At 56.9% G+C, this 19,713-nt stretch carries 22 protein-coding genes and 1 other annotated feature; of the genes, 10 read left to right on the forward strand and 12 right to left on the reverse strand.

Features of this window, described 5'->3' with window-relative positions; genetic code table 11:
* The first annotated feature begins 87 nt into the window (after nt 1-87).
* The 4 genes from oppB to oppF are packed head-to-tail and all read left to right on the forward strand — an operon-like array spanning nt 88 to nt 3,957.
* Nucleotides 88-1,008 carry an oligopeptide ABC transporter permease OppB gene (gene oppB / locus EH164_RS10625; protein ID WP_023478736.1) on the forward strand — a complete coding sequence of 307 codons (921 nt, stop codon included), beginning with the start codon at nt 88-90 and terminating at the stop codon, nt 1,006-1,008.
* 14 nt (nt 1,009-1,022) lie between these two features.
* The gene (gene oppC / locus EH164_RS10630) at nt 1,023-1,931 is read left to right on the forward strand and encodes an oligopeptide ABC transporter permease OppC (RefSeq protein WP_023478831.1); all 909 of its coding nucleotides are present in this window, start codon (nt 1,023-1,025) and stop codon (nt 1,929-1,931) included.
* A gap of 11 nt (nt 1,932-1,942) precedes the next feature.
* Complete coding sequence (locus EH164_RS10635; protein WP_094419774.1) at nt 1,943-2,956, forward strand: ABC transporter ATP-binding protein; 1,014 nt, start codon at nt 1,943-1,945, stop codon at nt 2,954-2,956.
* Entirely contained in the window at nt 2,953-3,957 is a 1,005-nt protein-coding gene (gene oppF / locus EH164_RS10640; RefSeq protein ID WP_023478603.1) for a murein tripeptide/oligopeptide ABC transporter ATP-binding protein OppF, read from the forward strand. Before EH164_RS10635 ends, oppF begins: the two co-directional genes overlap by 4 nt.
* A gap of 53 nt (nt 3,958-4,010) precedes the next feature.
* Here oppF and EH164_RS10645 read toward each other — a convergent pair whose 3' ends face one another.
* Nucleotides 4,011-4,340: an HI1450 family dsDNA-mimic protein gene (locus tag EH164_RS10645; protein ID WP_023478694.1), complete on the reverse strand. Its 330-nt coding sequence runs from the start codon at nt 4,338-4,340 to the stop codon at nt 4,011-4,013.
* 31 nt (nt 4,341-4,371) lie between these two features.
* Nucleotides 4,372-5,832, reverse strand: coding sequence for a cardiolipin synthase (cls, locus tag EH164_RS10650; protein WP_023478590.1), 1,461 nt, complete (start codon nt 5,830-5,832; stop codon nt 4,372-4,374).
* 140 nt (nt 5,833-5,972) lie between these two features.
* On the opposite strand from cls, the gene EH164_RS10655 reads away from it, so the two are divergent.
* Both EH164_RS10655 and EH164_RS10660 read left to right on the forward strand, forming a co-directional pair.
* Complete coding sequence (locus EH164_RS10655; protein WP_023478828.1) at nt 5,973-6,146, forward strand: YciY family protein; 174 nt, start codon at nt 5,973-5,975, stop codon at nt 6,144-6,146.
* A gap of 62 nt (nt 6,147-6,208) precedes the next feature.
* A complete protein-coding gene (locus EH164_RS10660; protein ID WP_124968194.1) occupies nt 6,209-6,829 on the forward strand; it encodes a LysE family translocator in 621 nt (206 codons plus the stop codon).
* Between the two features lie 39 nt (nt 6,830-6,868).
* Here EH164_RS10660 and EH164_RS10665 read toward each other — a convergent pair whose 3' ends face one another.
* Nucleotides 6,869-7,165 carry a YciI family protein gene (locus EH164_RS10665; RefSeq protein ID WP_023478925.1) on the reverse strand — a complete coding sequence of 99 codons (297 nt, stop codon included), beginning with the start codon at nt 7,163-7,165 and terminating at the stop codon, nt 6,869-6,871.
* Nucleotides 7,166-7,385: 220 nt separating this feature from the next.
* Here EH164_RS10665 and tonB point away from each other — a divergent pair, with 220 nt between their 5' ends.
* Nucleotides 7,386-8,117: a TonB system transport protein TonB gene (gene tonB / locus EH164_RS10670; RefSeq protein WP_023478823.1), complete on the forward strand. Its 732-nt coding sequence runs from the start codon at nt 7,386-7,388 to the stop codon at nt 8,115-8,117.
* A 28-nt stretch (nt 8,118-8,145) separates the two neighbouring features.
* Here tonB and yciA read toward each other — a convergent pair whose 3' ends face one another.
* The 4 genes from yciA to EH164_RS10690 form a co-directional block, all read right to left on the reverse strand.
* Entirely contained in the window at nt 8,146-8,547 is a 402-nt protein-coding gene (gene yciA / locus EH164_RS10675) for an acyl-CoA thioester hydrolase YciA (RefSeq protein ID WP_023478754.1), read from the reverse strand.
* Between the two features lie 99 nt (nt 8,548-8,646).
* On the reverse strand, nt 8,647-9,189 hold the full coding sequence (locus EH164_RS10680; protein WP_124968195.1) for a septation protein A: 543 nt from the start codon (nt 9,187-9,189) through the stop codon (nt 8,647-8,649).
* 46 nt (nt 9,190-9,235) lie between these two features.
* Complete coding sequence (locus tag EH164_RS10685; protein WP_094419777.1) at nt 9,236-9,979, reverse strand: YciC family protein; 744 nt, start codon at nt 9,977-9,979, stop codon at nt 9,236-9,238.
* 24 nt (nt 9,980-10,003) lie between these two features.
* On the reverse strand, nt 10,004-10,408 hold the full coding sequence (locus EH164_RS10690; RefSeq protein ID WP_124968196.1) for a YkgJ family cysteine cluster protein: 405 nt from the start codon (nt 10,406-10,408) through the stop codon (nt 10,004-10,006).
* Nucleotides 10,409-10,687: 279 nt separating this feature from the next.
* Here EH164_RS10690 and ompW point away from each other — a divergent pair, with 279 nt between their 5' ends.
* Nucleotides 10,688-11,323: an outer membrane protein OmpW gene (ompW, locus tag EH164_RS10695; protein WP_124968197.1), complete on the forward strand. Its 636-nt coding sequence runs from the start codon at nt 10,688-10,690 to the stop codon at nt 11,321-11,323.
* Nucleotides 11,324-11,375: 52 nt separating this feature from the next.
* On the opposite strand, the gene trpA is transcribed toward ompW, so the two are convergent.
* Genes trpA through EH164_RS10720 form a run of 5 tightly spaced genes read right to left on the reverse strand, consistent with a single transcriptional unit; the run spans nt 11,376 to nt 17,907 of the window.
* The gene (trpA, locus tag EH164_RS10700; protein ID WP_124968198.1) at nt 11,376-12,185 is read right to left on the reverse strand and encodes a tryptophan synthase subunit alpha; all 810 of its coding nucleotides are present in this window, start codon (nt 12,183-12,185) and stop codon (nt 11,376-11,378) included.
* Nucleotides 12,185-13,378, reverse strand: coding sequence for a tryptophan synthase subunit beta (gene trpB / locus EH164_RS10705; RefSeq protein WP_023478707.1), 1,194 nt, complete (start codon nt 13,376-13,378; stop codon nt 12,185-12,187). Before trpB ends, trpA begins: the two co-directional genes overlap by 1 nt.
* Before the next feature lie 9 nt (nt 13,379-13,387).
* A complete protein-coding gene (gene trpCF / locus EH164_RS10710; protein WP_124968199.1) occupies nt 13,388-14,746 on the reverse strand; it encodes a bifunctional indole-3-glycerol-phosphate synthase TrpC/phosphoribosylanthranilate isomerase TrpF in 1,359 nt (452 codons plus the stop codon).
* Between the two features lie 3 nt (nt 14,747-14,749).
* Entirely contained in the window at nt 14,750-16,345 is a 1,596-nt protein-coding gene (trpD, locus tag EH164_RS10715) for a bifunctional anthranilate synthase glutamate amidotransferase component TrpG/anthranilate phosphoribosyltransferase TrpD (RefSeq protein WP_124968200.1), read from the reverse strand.
* Entirely contained in the window at nt 16,345-17,907 is a 1,563-nt protein-coding gene (locus EH164_RS10720; RefSeq protein ID WP_124968201.1) for an anthranilate synthase component 1, read from the reverse strand. Before EH164_RS10720 ends, trpD begins: the two co-directional genes overlap by 1 nt.
* Nucleotides 17,908-17,926: 19 nt before the next feature.
* Nucleotides 17,927-18,022, reverse strand: a sequence feature (Trp leader region).
* 160 nt (nt 18,023-18,182) lie between these two features.
* Between EH164_RS10720 and rnm the strand changes: the two genes are divergently transcribed.
* On the forward strand, nt 18,183-19,064 hold the full coding sequence (gene rnm, locus EH164_RS10725) for an RNase AM (RefSeq protein ID WP_124968202.1): 882 nt from the start codon (nt 18,183-18,185) through the stop codon (nt 19,062-19,064).
* Nucleotides 19,061-19,681, forward strand: coding sequence for an L-threonylcarbamoyladenylate synthase (locus EH164_RS10730; protein ID WP_124968203.1), 621 nt, complete (start codon nt 19,061-19,063; stop codon nt 19,679-19,681). Before rnm ends, EH164_RS10730 begins: the two co-directional genes overlap by 4 nt.
* Nucleotides 19,682-19,713 lie beyond the last annotated feature (32 nt).

Below are 19,713 nucleotides of genomic sequence, written 5' to 3' on the forward strand. Positions count from 1 at the left end.
TCGCACCAGAACACACATCGGTCGCAGACGGCACCTGGGTCGTCTGAAAGAGAATGTGTAAAAGGCACAGGCCAGAAGGTACGGGCAATGTTGAAATTTATCCTGCGTCGCTTTCTTGAAGCGATTCCAACACTCTTTATTCTGATTACGATTTCGTTCTTTATGATGCGTCTTGCGCCGGGAAGTCCTTTTACCGGTGAACGTGCGCTTGCGCCAGAAGTAATGGCCAATATCGAGGCGAAATACCATTTAAACGATCCCATCACCACCCAGTATTTCAGCTACCTGAAACAGCTGGCGCATCTGGATTTTGGTCCGTCGTTTAAATACAAAGATTACACCGTCAATGACCTGGTGGCGGCGAGCTTCCCGGTTTCCGCCAAATTGGGCGCCGCGGCGTTTATCCTCGCGATTGTGTTCGGCGTGACGGCAGGCGTTATCGCCGCGTTGAACCAGAACACCAAATGGGACTACACGGTAATGGGGTTAGCCATGACCGGGGTCGTGATACCCAGCTTCGTTGTCGCGCCTCTGTTGGTGATGATATTCGCTATTATGCTGCAATGGCTTCCGGCCGGTGGCTGGAATGGCGGGGCACCTAAATTTATGATCCTGCCGATGGTCGCGCTCTCGCTCGCCTATATCGCCAGCATCGCGCGTATCACCCGTGGTTCGATGATTGAAGTGCTGCACTCCAACTTTATCCGCACCGCGCGCGCGAAAGGGCTGCCGATGCGCCGCATCATCTTCCGTCACGCGCTGAAACCGGCGCTGCTGCCTGTGCTCTCCTATATGGGCCCGGCTTTTGTCGGCATCATTACTGGCTCTATGGTTATCGAAACGATTTATGGCTTGCCGGGCATCGGCCAGCTGTTCGTGAATGGCGCGCTTAACCGCGACTACTCGCTGGTGCTGAGCCTGACCATTCTGGTCGGCGCGCTGACCATCACCTTCAACGCGATTGTTGATGTGCTCTACGCCATCATCGATCCGAAAATTCGTTATTGAGACTGGAGTTCGCCATGATGTTAAGTAAGAAAAACAGCGAGGCGCTGGAAAACTTCAGTGAGAAACTCGAAGTCGAAGGGCGTAGCCTTTGGCAGGATGCGCGTCGCCGCTTTATGCACAACCGTGCGGCGGTCGCCAGCCTGTTTGTACTGGTGCTGATTGCGCTGTTCGTGACGCTGGCGCCGATGCTGTCGCAGTTCAGCTACTTTGATACCGACTGGGCGATGATGTCTAACGCGCCGGATATGGAATCAGGACACTACTTCGGCACCGACTCCTCCGGGCGCGATCTGTTAGTGCGTGTTGCTATCGGCGGGCGTATCTCGCTGATGGTCGGCATCGCCGCCGCGCTGGTGGCGGTGGTTCTCGGTACGCTCTACGGTTCGCTCTCCGGTTACCTGGGCGGCAAAACCGACTCGGTGATGATGCGTCTGCTGGAGATCCTCAACTCCTTCCCGTTTATGTTCTTCGTTATCCTGCTGGTCACCTTTTTCGGGCAGAACATCCTGCTGATCTTTGTGGCCATCGGCATGGTCTCCTGGCTTGATATGGCGCGTATTGTGCGCGGCCAGACCCTGAGCCTGAAGCGTAAAGAGTTCATTGAAGCAGCGCAGGTGGGTGGGGTTTCCACTGCCAACATCGTGATGCGCCATATCGTGCCGAACGTGCTGGGCGTGGTGGTGGTGTATGCCTCGCTGCTGGTGCCAAGCATGATCCTGTTCGAATCCTTCCTGAGCTTCCTCGGCCTCGGTACGCAGGAGCCGCTCAGCAGCTGGGGCGCGCTGTTAAGCGATGGCGCAAACTCAATGGAGGTTTCTCCATGGTTGCTGCTCTTCCCGGCGGGTTTCCTTGTGATCACCCTGTTCTGTTTCAACTTTATCGGCGATGGCCTGCGTGATGCCCTCGACCCGAAAGATCGTTAAGGAGTGCCGTTATGAGCATGACTGAAACCGTAGTAGCGTCAACGACGCGGCAGCAAACGGACCTCCTGCTGGATGTGAAAGATCTCCGCGTCACCTTTGGCACGCCGGATGGCGATGTCACCGCGGTCAACGACCTGAACTTCTCCCTGCGCGCAGGTGAGACGCTGGGCATTGTGGGCGAATCGGGCTCCGGTAAATCCCAGACTGCATTTGCGCTGATGGGGCTGCTGGCTTCCAACGGGCGTATTGGTGGCTCTGCGCTGTTTAATGGCAAAGAGATCCTGAACCTGCCGGAACATGCGCTGAACAAACTGCGCGCCGAGCAGATCTCAATGATTTTCCAGGACCCGATGACCTCGCTGAACCCTTACATGCGCGTCGGCGAACAGCTGATGGAAGTGTTGATGCTGCACAAAGGCATGAACAAAGCCGAAGCGTTTGAAGAGTCGGTAAAAATGCTCGACGCGGTCAAAATGCCGGAAGCGCGTAAGCGCATGCGCATGTACCCGCACGAGTTCTCCGGCGGGATGCGCCAGCGCGTGATGATAGCCATGGCGCTGATGTGCAGGCCGAAGCTGCTGATTGCCGATGAACCAACCACTGCCCTCGACGTGACCGTGCAGGCGCAGATCATGACGCTGCTCAACGAGCTGAAACGCGAATTCAATACCGCGATTATCATGATCACCCATGACCTCGGCGTCGTGGCGGGCATCTGCGATAAGGTGCTGGTGATGTATGCCGGGCGTACCATGGAGTATGGCAAAGCGCGCGACGTCTTCTATCAGCCGTCCCACCCGTACTCGATCGGCCTGCTGCATGCGGTGCCGCGTCTGGATGCCGATGGCGAAGCGATGTTGACCATTCCGGGCAACCCGCCAAACCTGCTGCGTCTGCCGAAAGGTTGCCCGTTCCAGCCGCGCTGTCCGCACGCGATGGAGATCTGTAATAACGCGCCGCCGCTGGAAGAGTTCGCGCCGGGCCGTCTGCGCGCCTGCTTTAAGCCGGTGGAGGAGTTAGTATGAACGCCGTAACCGAAGAGAGAAAAGTGCTGCTCGAAATCGCCGATCTGAAGGTGCATTTCGATATTAAAGATGGCAGACAGTGGTTCTGGCAGCCGCCGAAAACCCTGAAAGCGGTCGATGGCGTGACGCTGCGCCTCTATGAAGGTGAAACCCTTGGCGTGGTCGGTGAATCCGGCTGCGGTAAATCCACCTTCGCGCGCGCGATTATCGGCCTTGTGAAAGCGACCGACGGGAAAGTCGCCTGGCTGGGTCGCGACCTGCTGGGCATGAAGCCGGATGAGTGGCGCGCTGTGCGCAGCGATATCCAGATGATTTTCCAGGATCCGCTGGCCTCGCTGAACCCGCGTATGACTATCGGCGAAATCATTGCTGAGCCGCTGCGCACCTATCATCCGAAGATGCCGCGCCAGGAAGTGAAAGACCGCGTCAAAGCGATGATGATGAAGGTGGGCCTGCTGCCTAACCTGATCAACCGCTATCCCCATGAGTTCTCCGGCGGTCAATGCCAGCGTATCGGCATCGCACGCGCGCTGATCCTTGAGCCGAAGCTGATTATCTGCGACGAACCAGTCTCCGCACTCGACGTGTCGATTCAGGCGCAGGTGGTCAACCTGCTGCAACAGCTACAGCGTGAAATGGGGCTGTCGCTGATCTTTATTGCCCACGATCTGGCGGTGGTGAAGCATATCTCCGATCGCGTGCTGGTGATGTACCTGGGCCATGCGGTAGAGCTGGGCACCTATGATGAGGTGTACCAGAATCCGCTGCACCCTTACACCAAAGCGCTGATGTCGGCGGTGCCGGTGCCCGATCCTGATGTCGAGAAGAACAAAACCATTCAGCTGCTGGAGGGGGATCTGCCATCGCCGATCAACCCGCCATCCGGCTGCGTCTTCCGCACCCGCTGCCCGATTGCCGGGCCGGAGTGTGCGAAAACCCGTCCGGTGCTGGAGGGGAGCTTCCGCCACGCGGTCTCCTGTTTGAAGGTCGATCCGCTTTAAGCGAGGCATAAAAAAAGGGCTGACAACATGTCAGCCCTTTTTCTTTCCAGCGCTTATTCGCGCCAGAGAATATGGCAAAGCTTATGGTCTTTCTCGCGGCACAGCAGCACGCGCGCAAAGATATCATTCAGCTCACCGCCGTCCGTCTCCGCCAGGCCAATGACCACCTCAGCAAAGAAATCGGGGTTTAAATCGAAATCCACATGCTCCTGCCAGTCCTCGCCGGGATCGAACAGTTCTGCACCGCCACGCTCTTCAAACTGCAGGTTGAAAAGAATAATGTCTGCCGGATCCAGGTTGTCCGCCGCCAGTTCAAGGAAAATGTCATACGCTTGCTCAAGCGTTTCATCTTCCGTCAGGCGGTTATTCAGGTCCATTTCCATAAATTACCTCATCACGTCTGTTGGGCACGTTTTACAGCAACGGACTAAAGAAGTAAAACAGTCGTTCAGCAATGCGGTGCCAGAAGGGGCGTTTTACCCATAAGCGCGCATCCAGCAAGCGCGAGCGGGAGATGTAATCATCCTGCACCGCCGCCAGATCGCCGCCAAATCCCGCATCGTCAATTACCAGCGTGATCTCAAAGTTGAGCCACAGGCTGCGCATATCGAGGTTCACCGTGCCGACCAGGCTCAGCTCGCCGTCAACCAGCACGCTCTTGGTATGCAGCAATCCGCCTTCAAACTGGTAGATTTTCACCCCGGCGGCCAGCAGCTCGGTAAAGAATGCGCGGCTGGCCCAGCCGACCAGCACGGAATCATTTTTGCGCGGCAGAATAATACTCACATCCACCCCGCGCTGCGCGGCGGTACAGATCGCATGCAGCAGGTCGTCGCTCGGGACAAAGTAGGGGGTGGTCATGATCAAATATTCACGCGACGCATACACCGCCGTCAGCAGCGCCTGGTGGATCAAATCCTCCGGGAAGCCCGGGCCAGATGCAATGGTATGAATAGTGTGCCCGCTGGCCTCTTCAAACGGCATGATATTGGCATCGGGCGGCGGCGGCAGAATGCGCTTGCCGGTCTCAATCTCCCAGTCGCAGGAGTAGACGATGCCCATAGCCGTGGCGATAGGGCCCTCCATGCGCGCCATCAGATCGACCCACTGACCGACGCCGGAGTCCTGTTTAAAGTAGCGCGGATCAACCATGTTCATGCTGCCGGTGTAGGCAATGTAGTTATCAATGAGTACGATTTTGCGGTGCTGGCGCAAGTCCATGCGGCGCAGGAAGACACGCATCAGATTGACCTTCAGCGCTTCGACGACATCAATGCCCGCATTGCGCATCATTCCCGCCCACGGGCTGCGGAAGAAGGTGACGCTGCCCGCTGAATCCAGCAGCAAACGACAGTGCACGCCGCGGCGCGCTGCCGCCATCAGCGACTCTGCCACCTGGTCGGCCATACCGCCGGGCTGCCAGATATAGAAAACCATCTCGATATTGTGGCGGGCTAGCTGGATATCGCGGATCAGCGCCTGCATCACGTCATCTGAGGAGGTCAGCAGTTGCAGCTGATTACCTTTGACCCCGGCGATACCCTGGCGGCGCTCGCACAGCTTAAACAGCGAGGAGGCAACGCTGCTGTTCTCGGTGGCAAAGATATGGTTGAAGTGTTTAAGATCGCTGAGCCACTTGGCGGTGGAGGGCCACATCGCCCGCGCACGCTCCGCGCGCCGTTTACCGAGATGCAGTTCGCCCAGAGAGAGGTAAGCGATAATGCCCACCAGCGGCAGGATATAGATGACAAGCAGCCATGCCATGGCCGAGGTGACCGCCCGGCGCTTCATCAGAATACGCAGCGTAACACCTGCAATAAGCAACCAGTAACCAACAACAATGAGCCAACTCATTACGGTGTAAAACGCGGACATCGACAAAAATCCTTTTACAATCTGTATTGGTTGAGTTTACGCATACGAATTCATCTGGCAAATAAAAACGCCGAAAAGCGCTGGCCTGAAAGAGGTGACGGACTATAATGGCGGCTTCTCTTTTGTATAGAGTTGTAACAATGAAGCGTAGTCGAACGGAAGTGGGGCGCTGGCGTATGCTGCGTCAGGTTGGCCGCCGGAAAGCGCGCTGGCTGGAAGCGCAGTCCCGCCGTAATATGCGAATCCACAGCATCAGGAAATGCGGCGTTAATCGCCATCGTAATGTGCTGCTGTTTGCCATCTACGATATCTGAATCCCGGGCACCGAAAAGGTGCCCGCGGTCGTTTATAGCCCCTTAGTTTCAGGAGAAAGACGATGTCACCGATCGACAGCCTAATGGCGTTTACCTTCGCCGCAACGCTCTTAACGCTCACGCCGGGTCTTGATACCGCGTTGATCTTGCGCACCGCCACGGTAGAAGGGCGTAAACAGGCTTTTCAGGCGCAGATGGGGATTAACGCCGGGTGTCTGATCTGGGGGGCAATGGTGGCATTCGGACTTGGGGCGCTGATTGCCGTTTCAGAGCTGGCGTACAGCGTCCTCAAGTATTGCGGTGCCGCGTACTTATGTTGGTTGGGGTTAACGATGCTGCTGCGTCCGCGCGGGGCATTGAGCGGTATCAATAACGTTGAAAATCCGTCGCAGAACTGGTTTATCAAAGGGATGTTCGGCAATGTACTTAATCCGAAGATAGGGATTTTTTACGTTTCGTTTCTGCCGCAGTTTATCCCTCACGGGCAACCGCTTATTGCCTGGACATTTGGCCTGGTGATGATTCATGTGCTGATTGGCACATGCTGGTCAACGGCACTGATTTCGGCGACCCGGCCGCTGGCAAATTTCCTGCGCAAGCCGCGTGTGATCCGCTGGATGGATCGCTGCACGGGTATCGTATTCCTGCTTTTTGCTACCCGTTTAGCATTAAGCAAGCGTTGATGCCATGCGGGGCAATGGAGTGCATTGCCCCGTACTGACTTAAAAAACTTTCTTGTACGGTTTAACCGTCACAGTCTGATAGACGCCCGCCGCCACGTAGGGATCGGCTTCCGCCCAGGATTTCGCCGCTTCCAGCGATTCAAACTCAGCAATCACCGTGGAGCCGCTAAAACCTGCAACACCGGGATCGTTACTGTCGACTGCCGGCAGGGGACCTGCGGTTAACAGACGGCCTTCATCGCGCAGCAGTTGCAGGCGTGCGAGGTGGGCCGGGCGTACGGAGAGGCGTTTTTCCAGAGAATCGGCAATATCTTCAGCAAAAATAACGTATAACACAGAGCAAGCTCCTGTCTTTTCAGAAAGGCATAACGTAAGTGAAAGGTGGATTGACTGCAATGCAAAGATTGCAACCGGCAGGAGATCCTGCCAATTAACGGGGCTTTTTTATCCGTAGCAGCGATAAATTTGATCTGCACCAGGCTGGCTTGTTGAATATGATTGCTATTTGCATTTAAAATCGAGCCCTGGTTTTTTAACTGACATGATTATGACTTCAATGACCCTGGATTTACCTCGCCGCTTTCCCTGGCCGACGCTGCTTTCCGTCGCCATTCACGGTGCTGTTGTGGCGGGTCTGCTTTATACCTCGGTACATCAGGTTGTTGAACTGCCCGCGCCCGCGCAGCCTATCTCTGTCACCATGGTGTCGCCTGCGGAGCTGGAGCCTGCTCCCGCCCCGGCACCGCCGCAGCCGGTTGTCGAGCCGGAACCAGAACCGGTTGTTGAGCCAGAGCCAATCCCCGAGCCGCCTAAAGAGGCACCGGTGGTGATTGAGAAGCCAAAACCAAAACCCAAGCCGAAGCCTAAACCGAAGCCGGTGAAAAAAGTGGAGCAGCCGAAGCGTGAAAGCAAACCGGTTGAGCCGCAGCAGGCGAATCCGTTTGAGAACAGCGCTCCGTCACGTCCGGCGGCAAGCACCACGACTTCGACCGCGACAAAACCGGCACCATCTGTTCCGGCAGGCCCGCGCGCACTGAGCCGCAACCAGCCGCAATATCCGCCGCGCGCGCAGGCGTTGCGTATAGAAGGCCGCGTAAGAGTGAAATTTGACGTTACGGCCGATGGCCGCGTTGAGAATGTGCAGATCCTCTCGGCGCAGCCAGCGAACATGTTTGAGCGTGAAGTAAAAGCCGCGATGCGCAAATGGCGCTATGAGGCCGGTAAGCCCGGCTCGGGGCTGATCGTCAACGTGGTCTTCCGCCTCGATGGCGGCACCTCGATGGAGTAAGAAAAAAGCCTCCCTGCGGAGGCTTTTTTTATGGCAGTTCGGGCAACGGGCGTGGTTTGCCCTCATTGTCCACCGCGACATAGATAAACAGCGCTTCGGTGGCTTTATAGCGCTGACCAATCGGTTCAGACATCACTTTTTTCACCCACACTTCGACGTTAATCGTGATCGAGGTATTGCCGCGTTTGACGCAGCGGGCGTAGCAGCAGACCACATCACCCACCGCGACCGGGCGCAGGAAGGTCATGCCGTCTACCCGCACGGTGACCACGCGCCCGTGGGCGATCTCTTTCGCCTGAATAGCGCCGCCCATATCCATTTGCGACATTAACCAGCCGCCAAAAATATCGCCGTTAGCGTTAGTATCGGCGGGCATTGCGAGTGTGCGTAGTACAAGTTCGCCCTGAGGCGCAGTTGAAGGCGTTGTCATTATTATCTCTTCTGTGATGAGGGATTTCTGGCGGGATGCTACTACGAATGCGGGAGGTTCGGAAAGAAAAAAGCCAGGCATTGCGCCTGGCTTTCTGCATCAGGATTTCTCATCCTGCGCCGGCATATGCCGGTAGATATAGACGCCGCTCAGCACGGTGAACAGCAGGGTGAGGATAGTCAGGCCAAAGACCTTGAAATTGACCCACACGTCGAACGGCAGCCAGAAAGCGATATAGATATTCGCCAGCCCGCAGACGATAAAGAAGAGCGCCCAGGCGATATTAAGCTTTGACCAGACGGCGTCCGGCAACTCCAACTCTTTGCCGAGCATGCGCTGGATCAGCGTCTTCTTCATTACCCACTGGCTGAAGAGCAGCGCCGTGGCAAACAGACCGTAGATCACCGTCACTTTCCACTTAATAAATTCCACATCATGGAATTTAATCGTCAGCCCGCCAAACACCGCCACCAGCACGAAGGTAATCAGCGCAACTTTTTCTACCTTGCGGTAGCGGATCCAGCAGTAGATCAGCACGATGGCCGAGGCGACAATCAGCACCTTGGTGGCAGTGAAAATGTCGTACATCTTGTAGACCACAAAAAAGAGCGCCAGCGGCAGAAAATCAAGAAACTGCTTCATTCTACGATTCCATCAAAAGGGCCACCCGGAAGGGTGACCGGGATAATTATTTGCGCATCAGCATATAGAGGCGGAAAAGATAAATCAGCAGTGCAGCCGAGAGCAGATTGCTCAGGGTGTTAGCAATCACCGCGCCCACTTCAGGTGTGAACACCGCAAGGTGGTGGGCATAAAGCAGCAGCACGGTTTTTGCCAGCAGCCAGCCGATCACCGCCGGTGCCACCAGACGCATATTTGCCCAGCCAAGACGCACACTGCTGCGCATGGCGGCGAAAACGCCTGTTTTCTCCTGCACCAGCATAATCGGCGCTAAGGCGAGCAGAATCGCCAGAATCACGCCGGGCACAATGATAAACATAATGCCGAATTGCACGATGAAGGTGGTAAGCATGATGAGCAGGAATAACTTCAGCAGCACCGGTGCGCTGGCACCAATCGCCCGTAACGCGCTGACCGGTAGACCGGCAGAAACCATCTGAATCAGCAGTAACATACCACCGGCCAGGATCGCATTGCCGATCAGACCCGAAAAGGTTGCCGCTCCGGACGCGCGTAGCAGCACCATCTGCTGTTCCTGAGTCATATTCTGTACCAGATCGAACAGACCCACGCTGCCCGCCAGGTTATCTCCCTCCGTCAGAATGGAGAGTTCCTCTTCACTGGGTGAAAAGGCATGCCCAATGACAGCGGTGATAAAGGCACACAACAGTGCGATCAGTAAAATCGTAATGAACTGATTACGAAAAAAATTCCCCGTGTCACGGTAAACGGATTTCGCCGTGATAGACATGCACTCTCCTTGAGTATGGCGATATTAATTGACGGGCGATTGTACCCCGAATAGGCCCTCAGTGGCAGCATCACGGCTTGTATGGAAAAGCATATCTTTGTAAAGGGGCGCTAAACCGTAGCGCGCCCGCGCCCGATCGCAGGCTTCATTCACTTCGCCCGCTTCGCCTGACATCTGAAATTCACGGCACGGCGAGGGGCGCTGCGCATAAATGCTGCAGCTGGCGTTTTCGCCCGGCGTACCGACCAGCGCCACACAGCGGCTCTGTTTTTGATTGGTTCCGCTCATACAGCGCAAAAATGGGGTGAGAGGCTCCGTTAACTGAACCGGAACCGGGCCGCCAGCATCATCAGCTTCAGCCCAGTAGAAAGAGACACGAAAATACGCACAACAGGCTCCGCACGACATGCACGGGTTGAGATCACTCATAGCGCACCTGCACTTAACGACGCATCAACAGGGAAAAGTCAGGCAGATAAATTATCGCTGCCGAATCGGGCGCACAAGAGGGGGGGAGAGGAATATTTTTATGCCTTCATAAGGCAAAAATTGATGCAACAACAAAAGTTAAGGAGTGTAACGAAACGCAAAAATTAACCCAGATCAATGAATGTTAAATTACAGGGTTAAGTGTGATCTGCATTGGATCACATCCTACCTAATACCAGGTATAGTGCGCGGCGATAAAATCTCAAACATGGAGTGGATATGAAGAAGTTAGCCGTGGCAGCACTGATCCTCAGCACCCTTTCCGGGGTAGCATACGCGCACGACGCAGGCGAGTTTTTCATCCGGGCCGGTTCGGCCACCGTCCGTCCAACGGAAGGTTCAGATAACGTTTTAGGCGCGCTGGGCAGTTTTAACGTCGATAACAATACGCAGCTTGGCCTGACCATGACATGGATGGCGACCGACAACGTCGGTATTGAACTGCTGGCCGCAACGCCGTTCCGCCACCACGTTGGCACCGCGCCGACCGGCGATCTGGCTACCGTAAGTCATCTGCCGCCTTCACTGATGGCCCAGTGGTACTTTTTTGACTCCCAGAGCAAAGTGCGCCCATACCTGGGTGCCGGTATCAACTACACCACCTTTTTCGATGAGAAATTTAATTCCACCGGCAAAGAGGCAGGCCTCTCTGATTTGAGTCTGAAAGATTCGTGGGGCGTAGCGGGACAGGCGGGCGTGGATTATCTGATTAACCGCGACTGGCTGATCAACATGTCGGTATGGTGGATGGATATCGATACCGATGTGCGCTTCAAACACAACGGCGTACAGCAGAACGTCCATACCCGTCTCGATCCGTGGGTGTTTATGTTCTCTGCTGGTTACCGCTTCTGATGGTAATAACGGAAACAGGCCTTTGCAGACCTGTTTCCGTTTTTTACGTCCTTTAACTCGCCAGCGTGGCGGCTTTCAGGCGCTGCACAAACCCTTTCAGTTCGGCCAGCATGGCGGTCGGGTTATCCAGATTGCTCTCGATAATCTTCACAATCGCCGATCCGGAAATCGCCCCCGCGGCACCGGCTTCAATCGCGGAAGTCACCTGATCCGGCGCCGAGATGCCAAAGCCCTGCAGCGCAGGCGCGGCATGATACTCCGTCAGTTTTTCCACCAGATGATGCAGCGGCAGCGCCGCGCGGTTCTCGGCACCTGTTACCCCTGCGCGCGACAGCAGGTAGGTGTACCCGCGACCGTAAGAGGCAATCTGGCGCAGCAGATCGTCATCAGCATTCGGCGGGCAGATAAAGATAGGCGCGATATTATGGCGCATCGCCGCCTGGCGGAACGGGGCGGACTCCTCAATCGGCACGTCGGCGATCAGCACCGAATCGACGCCGACGCTGGCGCACTGGGCGTAAAACTCATCAACGCCGCGGCTGAAGACCAGGTTGGCATACATCAGCAGGCCAATCGGGATGGTCGGATGCTTCTGGCGGATCGCCGCCAGCATTTCAAAACAGTGACCGACGGTAACGCCCGCAGCGAAGGCGCGCAGCGTGGCGCTCTGAATGGTTGGGCCGTCTGCCAGCGGATCGGAGAAGGGAATGCCCAGCTCCAGCGCATCCGCACCGCCTTCGATCAGTGCGTCGATAATTTGCAGCGACAGGCCCGGTTCCGGATCGCCGAGGGTGACAAACGGGACAAAGGCACCTTCCCGGCGCGCGTTGAGCTGCTTGAAGAGGTTGTCATAGCGTTCCATCAGATTTCGCCTCGCGCTTTCAGAATGTCATGGACGGTGAAGATATCTTTGTCGCCGCGCCCGGAGAGGTTAACCACCAGCAGCTGCTCCTTCTCAGGATTCTCGCGCATCATCTTCAGCGCATGGGCCAGCGCATGGGAGGACTCCAGCGCCGGAATAATTCCTTCATGACGGCAGAGCGTTTTAAATGCTTCCAGCGCTTCATCATCGGTAATCGAGACATACTCAGCGCGACCGGTGCTGTTGAGATGGGCGTGCTGCGGCCCCACTGACGGGAAATCAAGCCCGGCGGAGATGGAGTAGGACTCCTCAATCTGCCCATCTTCGGTCTGCATCATCGGCGATTTCATGCCGAAGTAGATGCCGACGCGGCCATGTTTCAGCGGCGCGCCGTGCTCGCCAGACTCAATGCCGTGACCCGCCGGTTCAACGCCAATCAGACCGACGGCACTCTCTTCGATAAAGTCGGCAAACATCCCGATGGCGTTAGATCCGCCGCCAACGCAGGCGATGACCGCATCCGGCAGACGTCCCTCTCTTTCGAGGATCTGCGCTTTGGTCTCTTCGCCGATCATTCGCTGGAACTCGCGCACAATGGTCGGGAAGGGGTGCGGACCTGCTGCCGTACCGAGCATATAGTGCGCGGTTTCGTAGCTGCCGGACCAGTCGCGCAGCGCTTCGTTACAGGCATCTTTCAGGGTGGCTGAGCCGCTGTGCACCGGGATCACTTCCGCGCCCATCAGTCGCATACGGAAGACGTTCGGCGACTGGCGCTCCACATCTTTTGCGCCCATATAGATGCGGCACTTCAGGCCGAGCAGGGCGCTGGCAAGCGCAGACGCCACGCCATGCTGTCCCGCGCCGGTTTCGGCGATGATTTCGGTTTTGCCCATCCGTTTCGCGAGCAGCGCCTGACCCAGCACCTGGTTAGTTTTGTGCGCGCCGCCGTGGAGCAGATCTTCACGCTTAAGGTAGAGCGTGGTGCGGGTACCGGCGGTCAGGTTCTGACATTTGGTCAGGGCCGTCGGGCGACCAGCATAGTTTTTCAGCAGGTCGTTAAATTGCTGCTGGAACGCCGCATCGCTCTGCGCGCTGACAAACGCCTCTTCCAGCTGGCGCAGCGCGGGCATCAGAATTTGCGGAACGTACATACCGCCAAATTCACCAAAGTAGGGGTTCAGTAGTGTGGTCATCTTGCTTCCTTAATATGCACGCAGCGTACGGAACACCGAGGCCAGTTTGCTGGCGTCTTTAATACCCGGCTCCGACTCTACGCCAGAATTGAAATCTAATCCGACACAGCCAGCTTTCGCCGCCTGTACGCAGTTATCCGCGCCCAGCCCGCCGGCCAGCAGCACATTGTCGAGCGTTTCGCCGGTCAGCAGTGACCAGTCAAAACTTTTGCCCGTGCCGCCCTGGCCGTTATCCAGCACATATTTATCGACGTGCTCAAGGTTGCGCGGTGGCAGTGTGGTACCGACGCTCAGGGCTTTCCAGATTTGCGTCTGCTCGCCAAGCTGCGCGCGCAGGGCGGAGATATAGGCCTGATCTTCATCGCCGTGCAGCTGAACGGCACTCAGCTTAAGTTTAGCCGCGGTTGCCACAACCTCGTCGGCTGGAGCATTACGGAACACGCCAACATAACTCAGGGGGGCGCCCTGCATCACTTTTTCTGCCTGCTCAACGCTTACCGCGCGCGGCGAGGCGGCCACAAAAATCAGCCCGCCGTAAATGGCTCCGGCGTCATACGCCGCCTGCGCATCTTCGGCGCGGGTCAGGCCGCACACTTTGTTTTCACCGAGCAGAACGCGTTTTACCGCCGCATCCAGATCGTCGTGAGACATCAGCGCAGAGCCAATCAGGAAACCGTTGGCAAAGTGGCTCAGTTCACGCACCTGCGCATAAGTGTTGATGCCAGACTCGCTAATTACCGTGACGCCAGCGCCAAGACGCGGGGCCAGTTCGCGGGTGCGGTTAAGATCGATTGAGAGATCGCGCAGATCGCGGTTATTAATGCCGACAACTTTAGCGCCCAGCGCCACCGCGCGCTCCAGCTCCTCTCCATTACTCACTTCTGTCAGCACGCCCATATCAAGGCTGTGCGCCACGGCGGAAAGCGTGCGGTACTGCTCATCATCCAGCACCGAGAGCATTAACAGGCAGGCATCGGCGTGGTAGTAGCGCGCCAGGTAAATCTGATACGCATCGATAATAAAGTCTTTGCACAGCACCGGCTGTGGCGCGATATCGCTGACGATACGCAGGAAGTCGAAGCTCCCCTGGAAATATTTCTCATCGGTCAGCACCGAAATTGCCGAGGCGTGATGCTGATAGATATCCGCAATGCGCGCCGGGTCGAAATCTGCGCGGATCACCCCTTTCGAGGGTGACGCTTTTTTGCACTCGAGGATAAACACGGTATGTGTTCCACGCAGTGCATCATAGAAGTGGCGTGTGCTCGGCTGCACCTCGTTCTGAAAAGAGGCCAGCGGTTGTTGCTCCTTGCGCGCCGCAACCCATACAGCTTTGTCGGCGACGATTTTCGCTAAAACGGTCTGCATTGTTTACCCTCTTGCCGCAAGTGCGGTGACTTTGTCGTAAGCGGCCCCGCTGTGCAGGACGTCCAGTACCTGTTGCGCGTTAGCCTTCAGATCTTCTTTGCCGTGCAGCCGCATCAACATGGCGACGTTAGCGGCGACGGCAGCCTCATGAGCAGGCTCGCCTTTACCTTGTAATAAGCGGGTCAGAATGTCACGGTTTTCTTCCGGCGTGCCGCCCGCCAGCGCCTCCTGATGGTAGGCGGTCAGGCCGAAGTCAGCTGCCGTTAACTGATAGCTCCTGATTTCGCCATCGTGCAGTTCGGCAACCACGGTTGGCGCATGCAGCGAGACCTCATCCATTCCGCCGCTGTGCACTACCGCCGCACGCTGATAACCGAGCACGCGCAGGGTTTCGGCAATTGGCAGCACCAGCTCCGCGCTGTAGACGCCAATCAGCGCCAGCGGTGGGTGCGCCGGGTTAATCAGCGGCCCGAGCACGTTAAACAGCGTGCGGGTTTTTAACTGCTGGCGAACCGGCATCGCGTGGCGAAACCCGGTGTGGTACTTCGGCGCGAAGAGGAAGCAGACGCCAAGCTCATCGAGCGCCGTGCGGGATTTGTCCGCATTCATATCCAGATTGATGCCAAAGGCCGCCAGCAGATCCGACGAACCAGAACGGCTTGAGACGCTGCGGTTACCGTGCTTTGCCACCTTCAGGCCGCAGGCGGCGGCGACAAAGGCGCTGGCAGTGGAAATATTGATACTGTTGCTGCCATCCCCGCCGGTGCCAACGATATCCGCAAAGGCGTACTCCGGGCGCGGGAAGGGCGCGGCATTCTCCAGCAGGGCAGTCGCCGCACCGGCAATCTCCTGCGGCTGTTCGCCGCGGATCTTCATACTGACCAGCGCCGCCGCCAGTTGCTCCGGCTTCAGCTCACCGCGCACCACCGCAGAGAAGAGCTGGTGGCTCTCCTGCTGGCTCAGCGTCTCAGCCTGGTAGAGCTTCTCCAGGATCGGCTGCAGCGTGTTTGCCTGCTCCAGCTTTTGCAACGCCCATGCCAGCGTCTGCTCCAGCAGGCGCGCGCCCTGGGTAGTGAGAATCGATTCCGGGTGGAACTGGAAGCCGCAAACGCGATCGGCGTCATGACGCACCGCCATCACCATGCCATCGAAATGGGCATTAATGGTGAGCCCGGCCGGAATATTACTGCCAACCAGCGAGTGGTAGCGGGCAACCGGCAGCGGGTTGCTGAGGCCCGCAAACATCGCCTGGCCGTCATGTTCAATGCTGGAGGCTTTACCATGCAGGATCTCACCCGCCTGGCCGACATAACCGCCATAGGCTTCGACAATCGCCTGGTGACCGAGGCAGATGCCGATGATCGGCAGTTTGCCGCGCATACGCGTCAGCAGTTCCGGCATGCAACCCGCTTCAGAAGGCGCGCCCGGGCCAGGTGAGAGCATCAGCACCGGGTTTTGCATGGTTGCCAGGCGGTCAATTAAGGTTTGAGCCGGAACATGGTTACGGTAAATCACCACGTTGTGTCCGCTTGCGCGCAGCTGATCCGCCAGGTTGTAAGTAAAGGAGTCGATATTATCGAGCAGCAGAATGTCAGCCATCAGAAAATCTCCTGTGCGTGGTGGGCGGTGGCAATAGCGCGCAGAACCGCGCGAGCTTTGTTACGGGTTTCATCGGCTTCAGACTGCGGAACGGAATCCAGCACCACGCCTGCACCGGCCTGAACGGTGGCAATACCATCCTCAACCCAGGCGGAGCGGATGACGATGCAGGTATCGAGATCGCCGTGGGCGGTGAAGTAACCCACCGCGCCACCGTAGCTGCCGCGACGGGTACCTTCGGCTTCGGCAATCAGCTGCATAGCGCGTACTTTCGGCGCGCCGCTGAGGGTGCCCATATTCATGCAGGCGCGATAGGCGTGCAGCACATCGAGATCGTGACGCAGCTCGCCCACCACGCGGGAGACCAGGTGCATCACATAGGAGTAACGGTCGACTTTCGTCAGATCCGCCACGTAACGGCTGCCCGGTGTACAGATACGTGCCAGGTCGTTACGTGCCAGGTCAACCAGCATCAAGTGTTCAGAGAGCTCTTTGTGGTCGGTACGCATTTCAAGTTCAATGCGGCTGTCGAGATCGCGATCCAGTGAACCATCGGCGCGACGCCCGCGCGGGCGCGTCCCGGCAATCGGGTAGATCTCAATCTGGCGGTTGCTGGCGTCATACTTCAGCGAACTCTCCGGCGAGGCACCGAACAGCGTGAAATCCGCATCCTGCATAAAGAACATGTAGGGGCTGGGGTTGCTCTTTTTCAGCACTTCATACGCGGCGAGCGGCGACGGGCAGGGCAAGGTGAAACGGCGCGACGGCACGACCTGGAAAATTTCACCGGCGCGAATCGCTTTTTGCATTTTGCGCACCACATCACCATACGCCTCATCGCTCTGGTTGCAGTCGCACTGCATATGTTCAACGGTTTCTACCGGCAGCGGCGTAACCGGAGCATCAAGCTGCTGGCGCAGCGTCTCGACGCGTTGCAGCAGGCGATCTTTTTCACTCGCAGACGGGGTGAAGAGGCTCGCCTGAATGCGCGTCTCTTTTTTCTGGTGGTCGATCACCAGTAAGGTTTCCGCGAGATAGAAGCAGTAGTCCGGGCAGTTGCGGTCGTGCTTCAGCTCCGGCAGATCTTCAAAACCCGCGACCAGGTCATAGGCAAACAGGCCACCGAAAAACATCGCTTCCCGCTCATCGACCGGCAGTTCAACCAGCCCCTGTAGCAGACGAAACGCATCAAACACCGAGAGCGAGCAGAGACGGGCATCTTCATCAAGCAGCTGGCTGACCGCCGGGAAGCGCAGTTCGCGGCCATTTTCCAGCACGTGGTTTTCAACGCCTGAAGGCAGCACATTATCAAGCAGTGTCAGCAGGGCGGCACCGTTAGCGGTCAGTGCGGTAAGCGTGACGGTGTCACCTAAGGCGGTAATGCGCAGTGCGCTGTCGACCAGCAGCAGGCTTTTGAGATCGTCTTTGCTGTCGATGTCGGCGGATTCAAGCAGCAGAGTTGCTGGACGGGCGTCGCACAGCTGGTGGAACAGCGCCGTCGGGTTGCTGTGGTAACGCGCCTGGGTGGTCAGAAGGTCGAGTGCTGGTTTTTGCATCTGCATCGCTCTCATTAATTTGTTCAAAAAAAAGCCCGCTGAAAAAAGCGGGCCTGGTATCGGTATGCTGAATGCGCACGTGATCACAAAGCCCTTAACAGGGAGTGCGCCACCAGCGATTGTTAAAGAGATGTGCATTCATTTTTGCGATACCGTTGTCGAGTGAACTTGCGTACTAGTTAACTGGTTCATGAAAAGAAAGTCAACCATGAATTCAGAAAATGTGTGCTACCCGTTATGATAGGTCACAAATTGCAGTTTGATGAATTAGCGGAGCCGCTTTGAGCGACACGAATTACGCCATTATTTATGATCTTCACAGCCACACGCTTGCCTCTGATGGCCTGCTTTCCCCCGAGGCGCTGGTGCACCGCGCGGTCGAGATGCGCATCGGTACGCTGGCGATCACCGATCACGACACCACCGACGCCATTCCTGCTGCCCGTGCTGAAATTGCCCGCGCCGGGCTGGATCTCAATTTAATCAGCGGGGTGGAGATCTCAACGCTTTGGGAAAACCACGAGATCCACATTGTTGGGCTGAATATTGATATCGACCACCCGGCGATGCGGGATTTTCTGGAACAGCAATCCCAGCGTCGCACTGAGCGCGCAAAGCTTATCGCTGAGCGGCTGGAGAAAGCCCATATTCCCGGCGCGCTGGAAGGGGCAATGCGTCTGGCGCAGGGCGCGAATGTGACGCGCGGCCATTTCGCCCGTTTCCTGGTTGAGCAGGGCAAAGCTAGTAATATGGCCGATGTTTTCAAAAAGTACCTTGCCCGTGGCAAAACGGGTTACGTTCCGCCTCAGTGGTGTACAATAGAACAAGCCATTGATGTGATTCATCATTCTGGCGGGACGGCGGTAATGGCCCATCCGGGGCGTTATAATCTTTCTGCCAAATGGCTTAAGAGACTGCTGGCGCATTTTGCTCAATGCGGCGGTGAGGCGATGGAAGTCGCCCAATGCCAGCAGGCTCCCAATGAGCGAACTCAGCTGGCGGAGTATGCCCGCCAGTTCGGTCTGTTAGGGTCGCAGGGGTCTGATTTTCATCAGCCCTGTCCCTGGATTGAACTGGGACGCAAACTTTGGCTTCCGGCGGGCGTCGACGGCGTCTGGTCGGCGTGGGAGCAGCCGCAGAACAACACAGAGAGGGTTGTATGAGTCAGTTTTTTTATATTCATCCAGATAATCCGCAGCCGCGTTTAATCAATCAGGCCGTCGATATCGTGCGCAAAGGCGGCGTTATCGTCTATCCCACCGACTCCGGCTACGCGCTGGGCTGCAAACTTGAAGATAAAGGGGCGATGGAGCGTATTTGCCGCATCCGTCACCTGCCGGACGGCCACAACTTTACGCTGATGTGCCGCGATCTCTCGGAACTCTCCACCTACGCGTTCGTCGATAATGTGGCGTTTCGCCTGATCAAAAACAACACGCCGGGTAACTACACCTTCATCCTGAAAGGGACCAAAGAGGTGCCGCGCCGCCTGTTGCAGGAGAAACGTAAAACCATCGGCCTGCGCGTGCCGTCGAACCCGATTGCGCTGGCGCTGCTGGAGACGCTCAATGAGCCGATGCTCTCGACGTCGCTGATGCTGCCGGGTAGCGAGTTTACCGAGTCGGATCCCGATGAAATTAAAGATCGTCTGGAGAAGCTGGTGGATCTGGTGATTCACGGCGGCTATCTCGGCCAGCAGCCGACGACGGTGGTTGATCTTACCGACGATGCGCCGGTGGTGATCCGTGAAGGCGTCGGTGACGTTAGGCCTTTCTTATAGCGGCGCAAGTCGCTATACTACGCGGCCATTTC

Source organism: Kosakonia sp. CCTCC M2018092 (assembly GCF_003864115.1).
GTDB lineage: Bacteria > Pseudomonadota > Gammaproteobacteria > Enterobacterales > Enterobacteriaceae > Kosakonia > Kosakonia cowanii.

Coding starts and splice junctions, on each gene's coding strand:
- oppB (WP_023478736.1), top strand. CDS start 88: ATGTTGAAATTTATCCTGCGTCGCTTTCTTGAAGCGATTCCAACACTC.
- oppC (WP_023478831.1), top strand. CDS start 1,023: ATGATGTTAAGTAAGAAAAACAGCGAGGCGCTGGAAAACTTCAGTGAG.
- EH164_RS10635 (WP_094419774.1), top strand. CDS start 1,943: ATGAGCATGACTGAAACCGTAGTAGCGTCAACGACGCGGCAGCAAACG.
- oppF (WP_023478603.1), top strand. CDS start 2,953: ATGAACGCCGTAACCGAAGAGAGAAAAGTGCTGCTCGAAATCGCCGAT.
- EH164_RS10645 (WP_023478694.1), bottom strand. CDS start 4,340: ATGGAAATGGACCTGAATAACCGCCTGACGGAAGATGAAACGCTTGAG.
- cls (WP_023478590.1), bottom strand. CDS start 5,832: ATGTCCGCGTTTTACACCGTAATGAGTTGGCTCATTGTTGTTGGTTAC.
- EH164_RS10655 (WP_023478828.1), top strand. CDS start 5,973: ATGAAGCGTAGTCGAACGGAAGTGGGGCGCTGGCGTATGCTGCGTCAG.
- EH164_RS10660 (WP_124968194.1), top strand. CDS start 6,209: ATGTCACCGATCGACAGCCTAATGGCGTTTACCTTCGCCGCAACGCTC.
- tonB (WP_023478823.1), top strand. CDS start 7,386: ATGACCCTGGATTTACCTCGCCGCTTTCCCTGGCCGACGCTGCTTTCC.
- yciA (WP_023478754.1), bottom strand. CDS start 8,547: ATGACAACGCCTTCAACTGCGCCTCAGGGCGAACTTGTACTACGCACA.
- EH164_RS10680 (WP_124968195.1), bottom strand. CDS start 9,189: ATGAAGCAGTTTCTTGATTTTCTGCCGCTGGCGCTCTTTTTTGTGGTC.
- EH164_RS10685 (WP_094419777.1), bottom strand. CDS start 9,979: ATGTCTATCACGGCGAAATCCGTTTACCGTGACACGGGGAATTTTTTT.
- EH164_RS10690 (WP_124968196.1), bottom strand. CDS start 10,408: ATGAGTGATCTCAACCCGTGCATGTCGTGCGGAGCCTGTTGTGCGTAT.
- ompW (WP_124968197.1), top strand. CDS start 10,688: ATGAAGAAGTTAGCCGTGGCAGCACTGATCCTCAGCACCCTTTCCGGG.
- trpA (WP_124968198.1), bottom strand. CDS start 12,185: ATGGAACGCTATGACAACCTCTTCAAGCAGCTCAACGCGCGCCGGGAA.
- trpB (WP_023478707.1), bottom strand. CDS start 13,378: ATGACCACACTACTGAACCCCTACTTTGGTGAATTTGGCGGTATGTAC.
- trpCF (WP_124968199.1), bottom strand. CDS start 14,746: ATGCAGACCGTTTTAGCGAAAATCGTCGCCGACAAAGCTGTATGGGTT.
- trpD (WP_124968200.1), bottom strand. CDS start 16,345: ATGGCTGACATTCTGCTGCTCGATAATATCGACTCCTTTACTTACAAC.
- EH164_RS10720 (WP_124968201.1), bottom strand. CDS start 17,907: ATGCAGATGCAAAAACCAGCACTCGACCTTCTGACCACCCAGGCGCGT.
- EH164_RS10730 (WP_124968203.1), top strand. CDS start 19,061: ATGAGTCAGTTTTTTTATATTCATCCAGATAATCCGCAGCCGCGTTTA.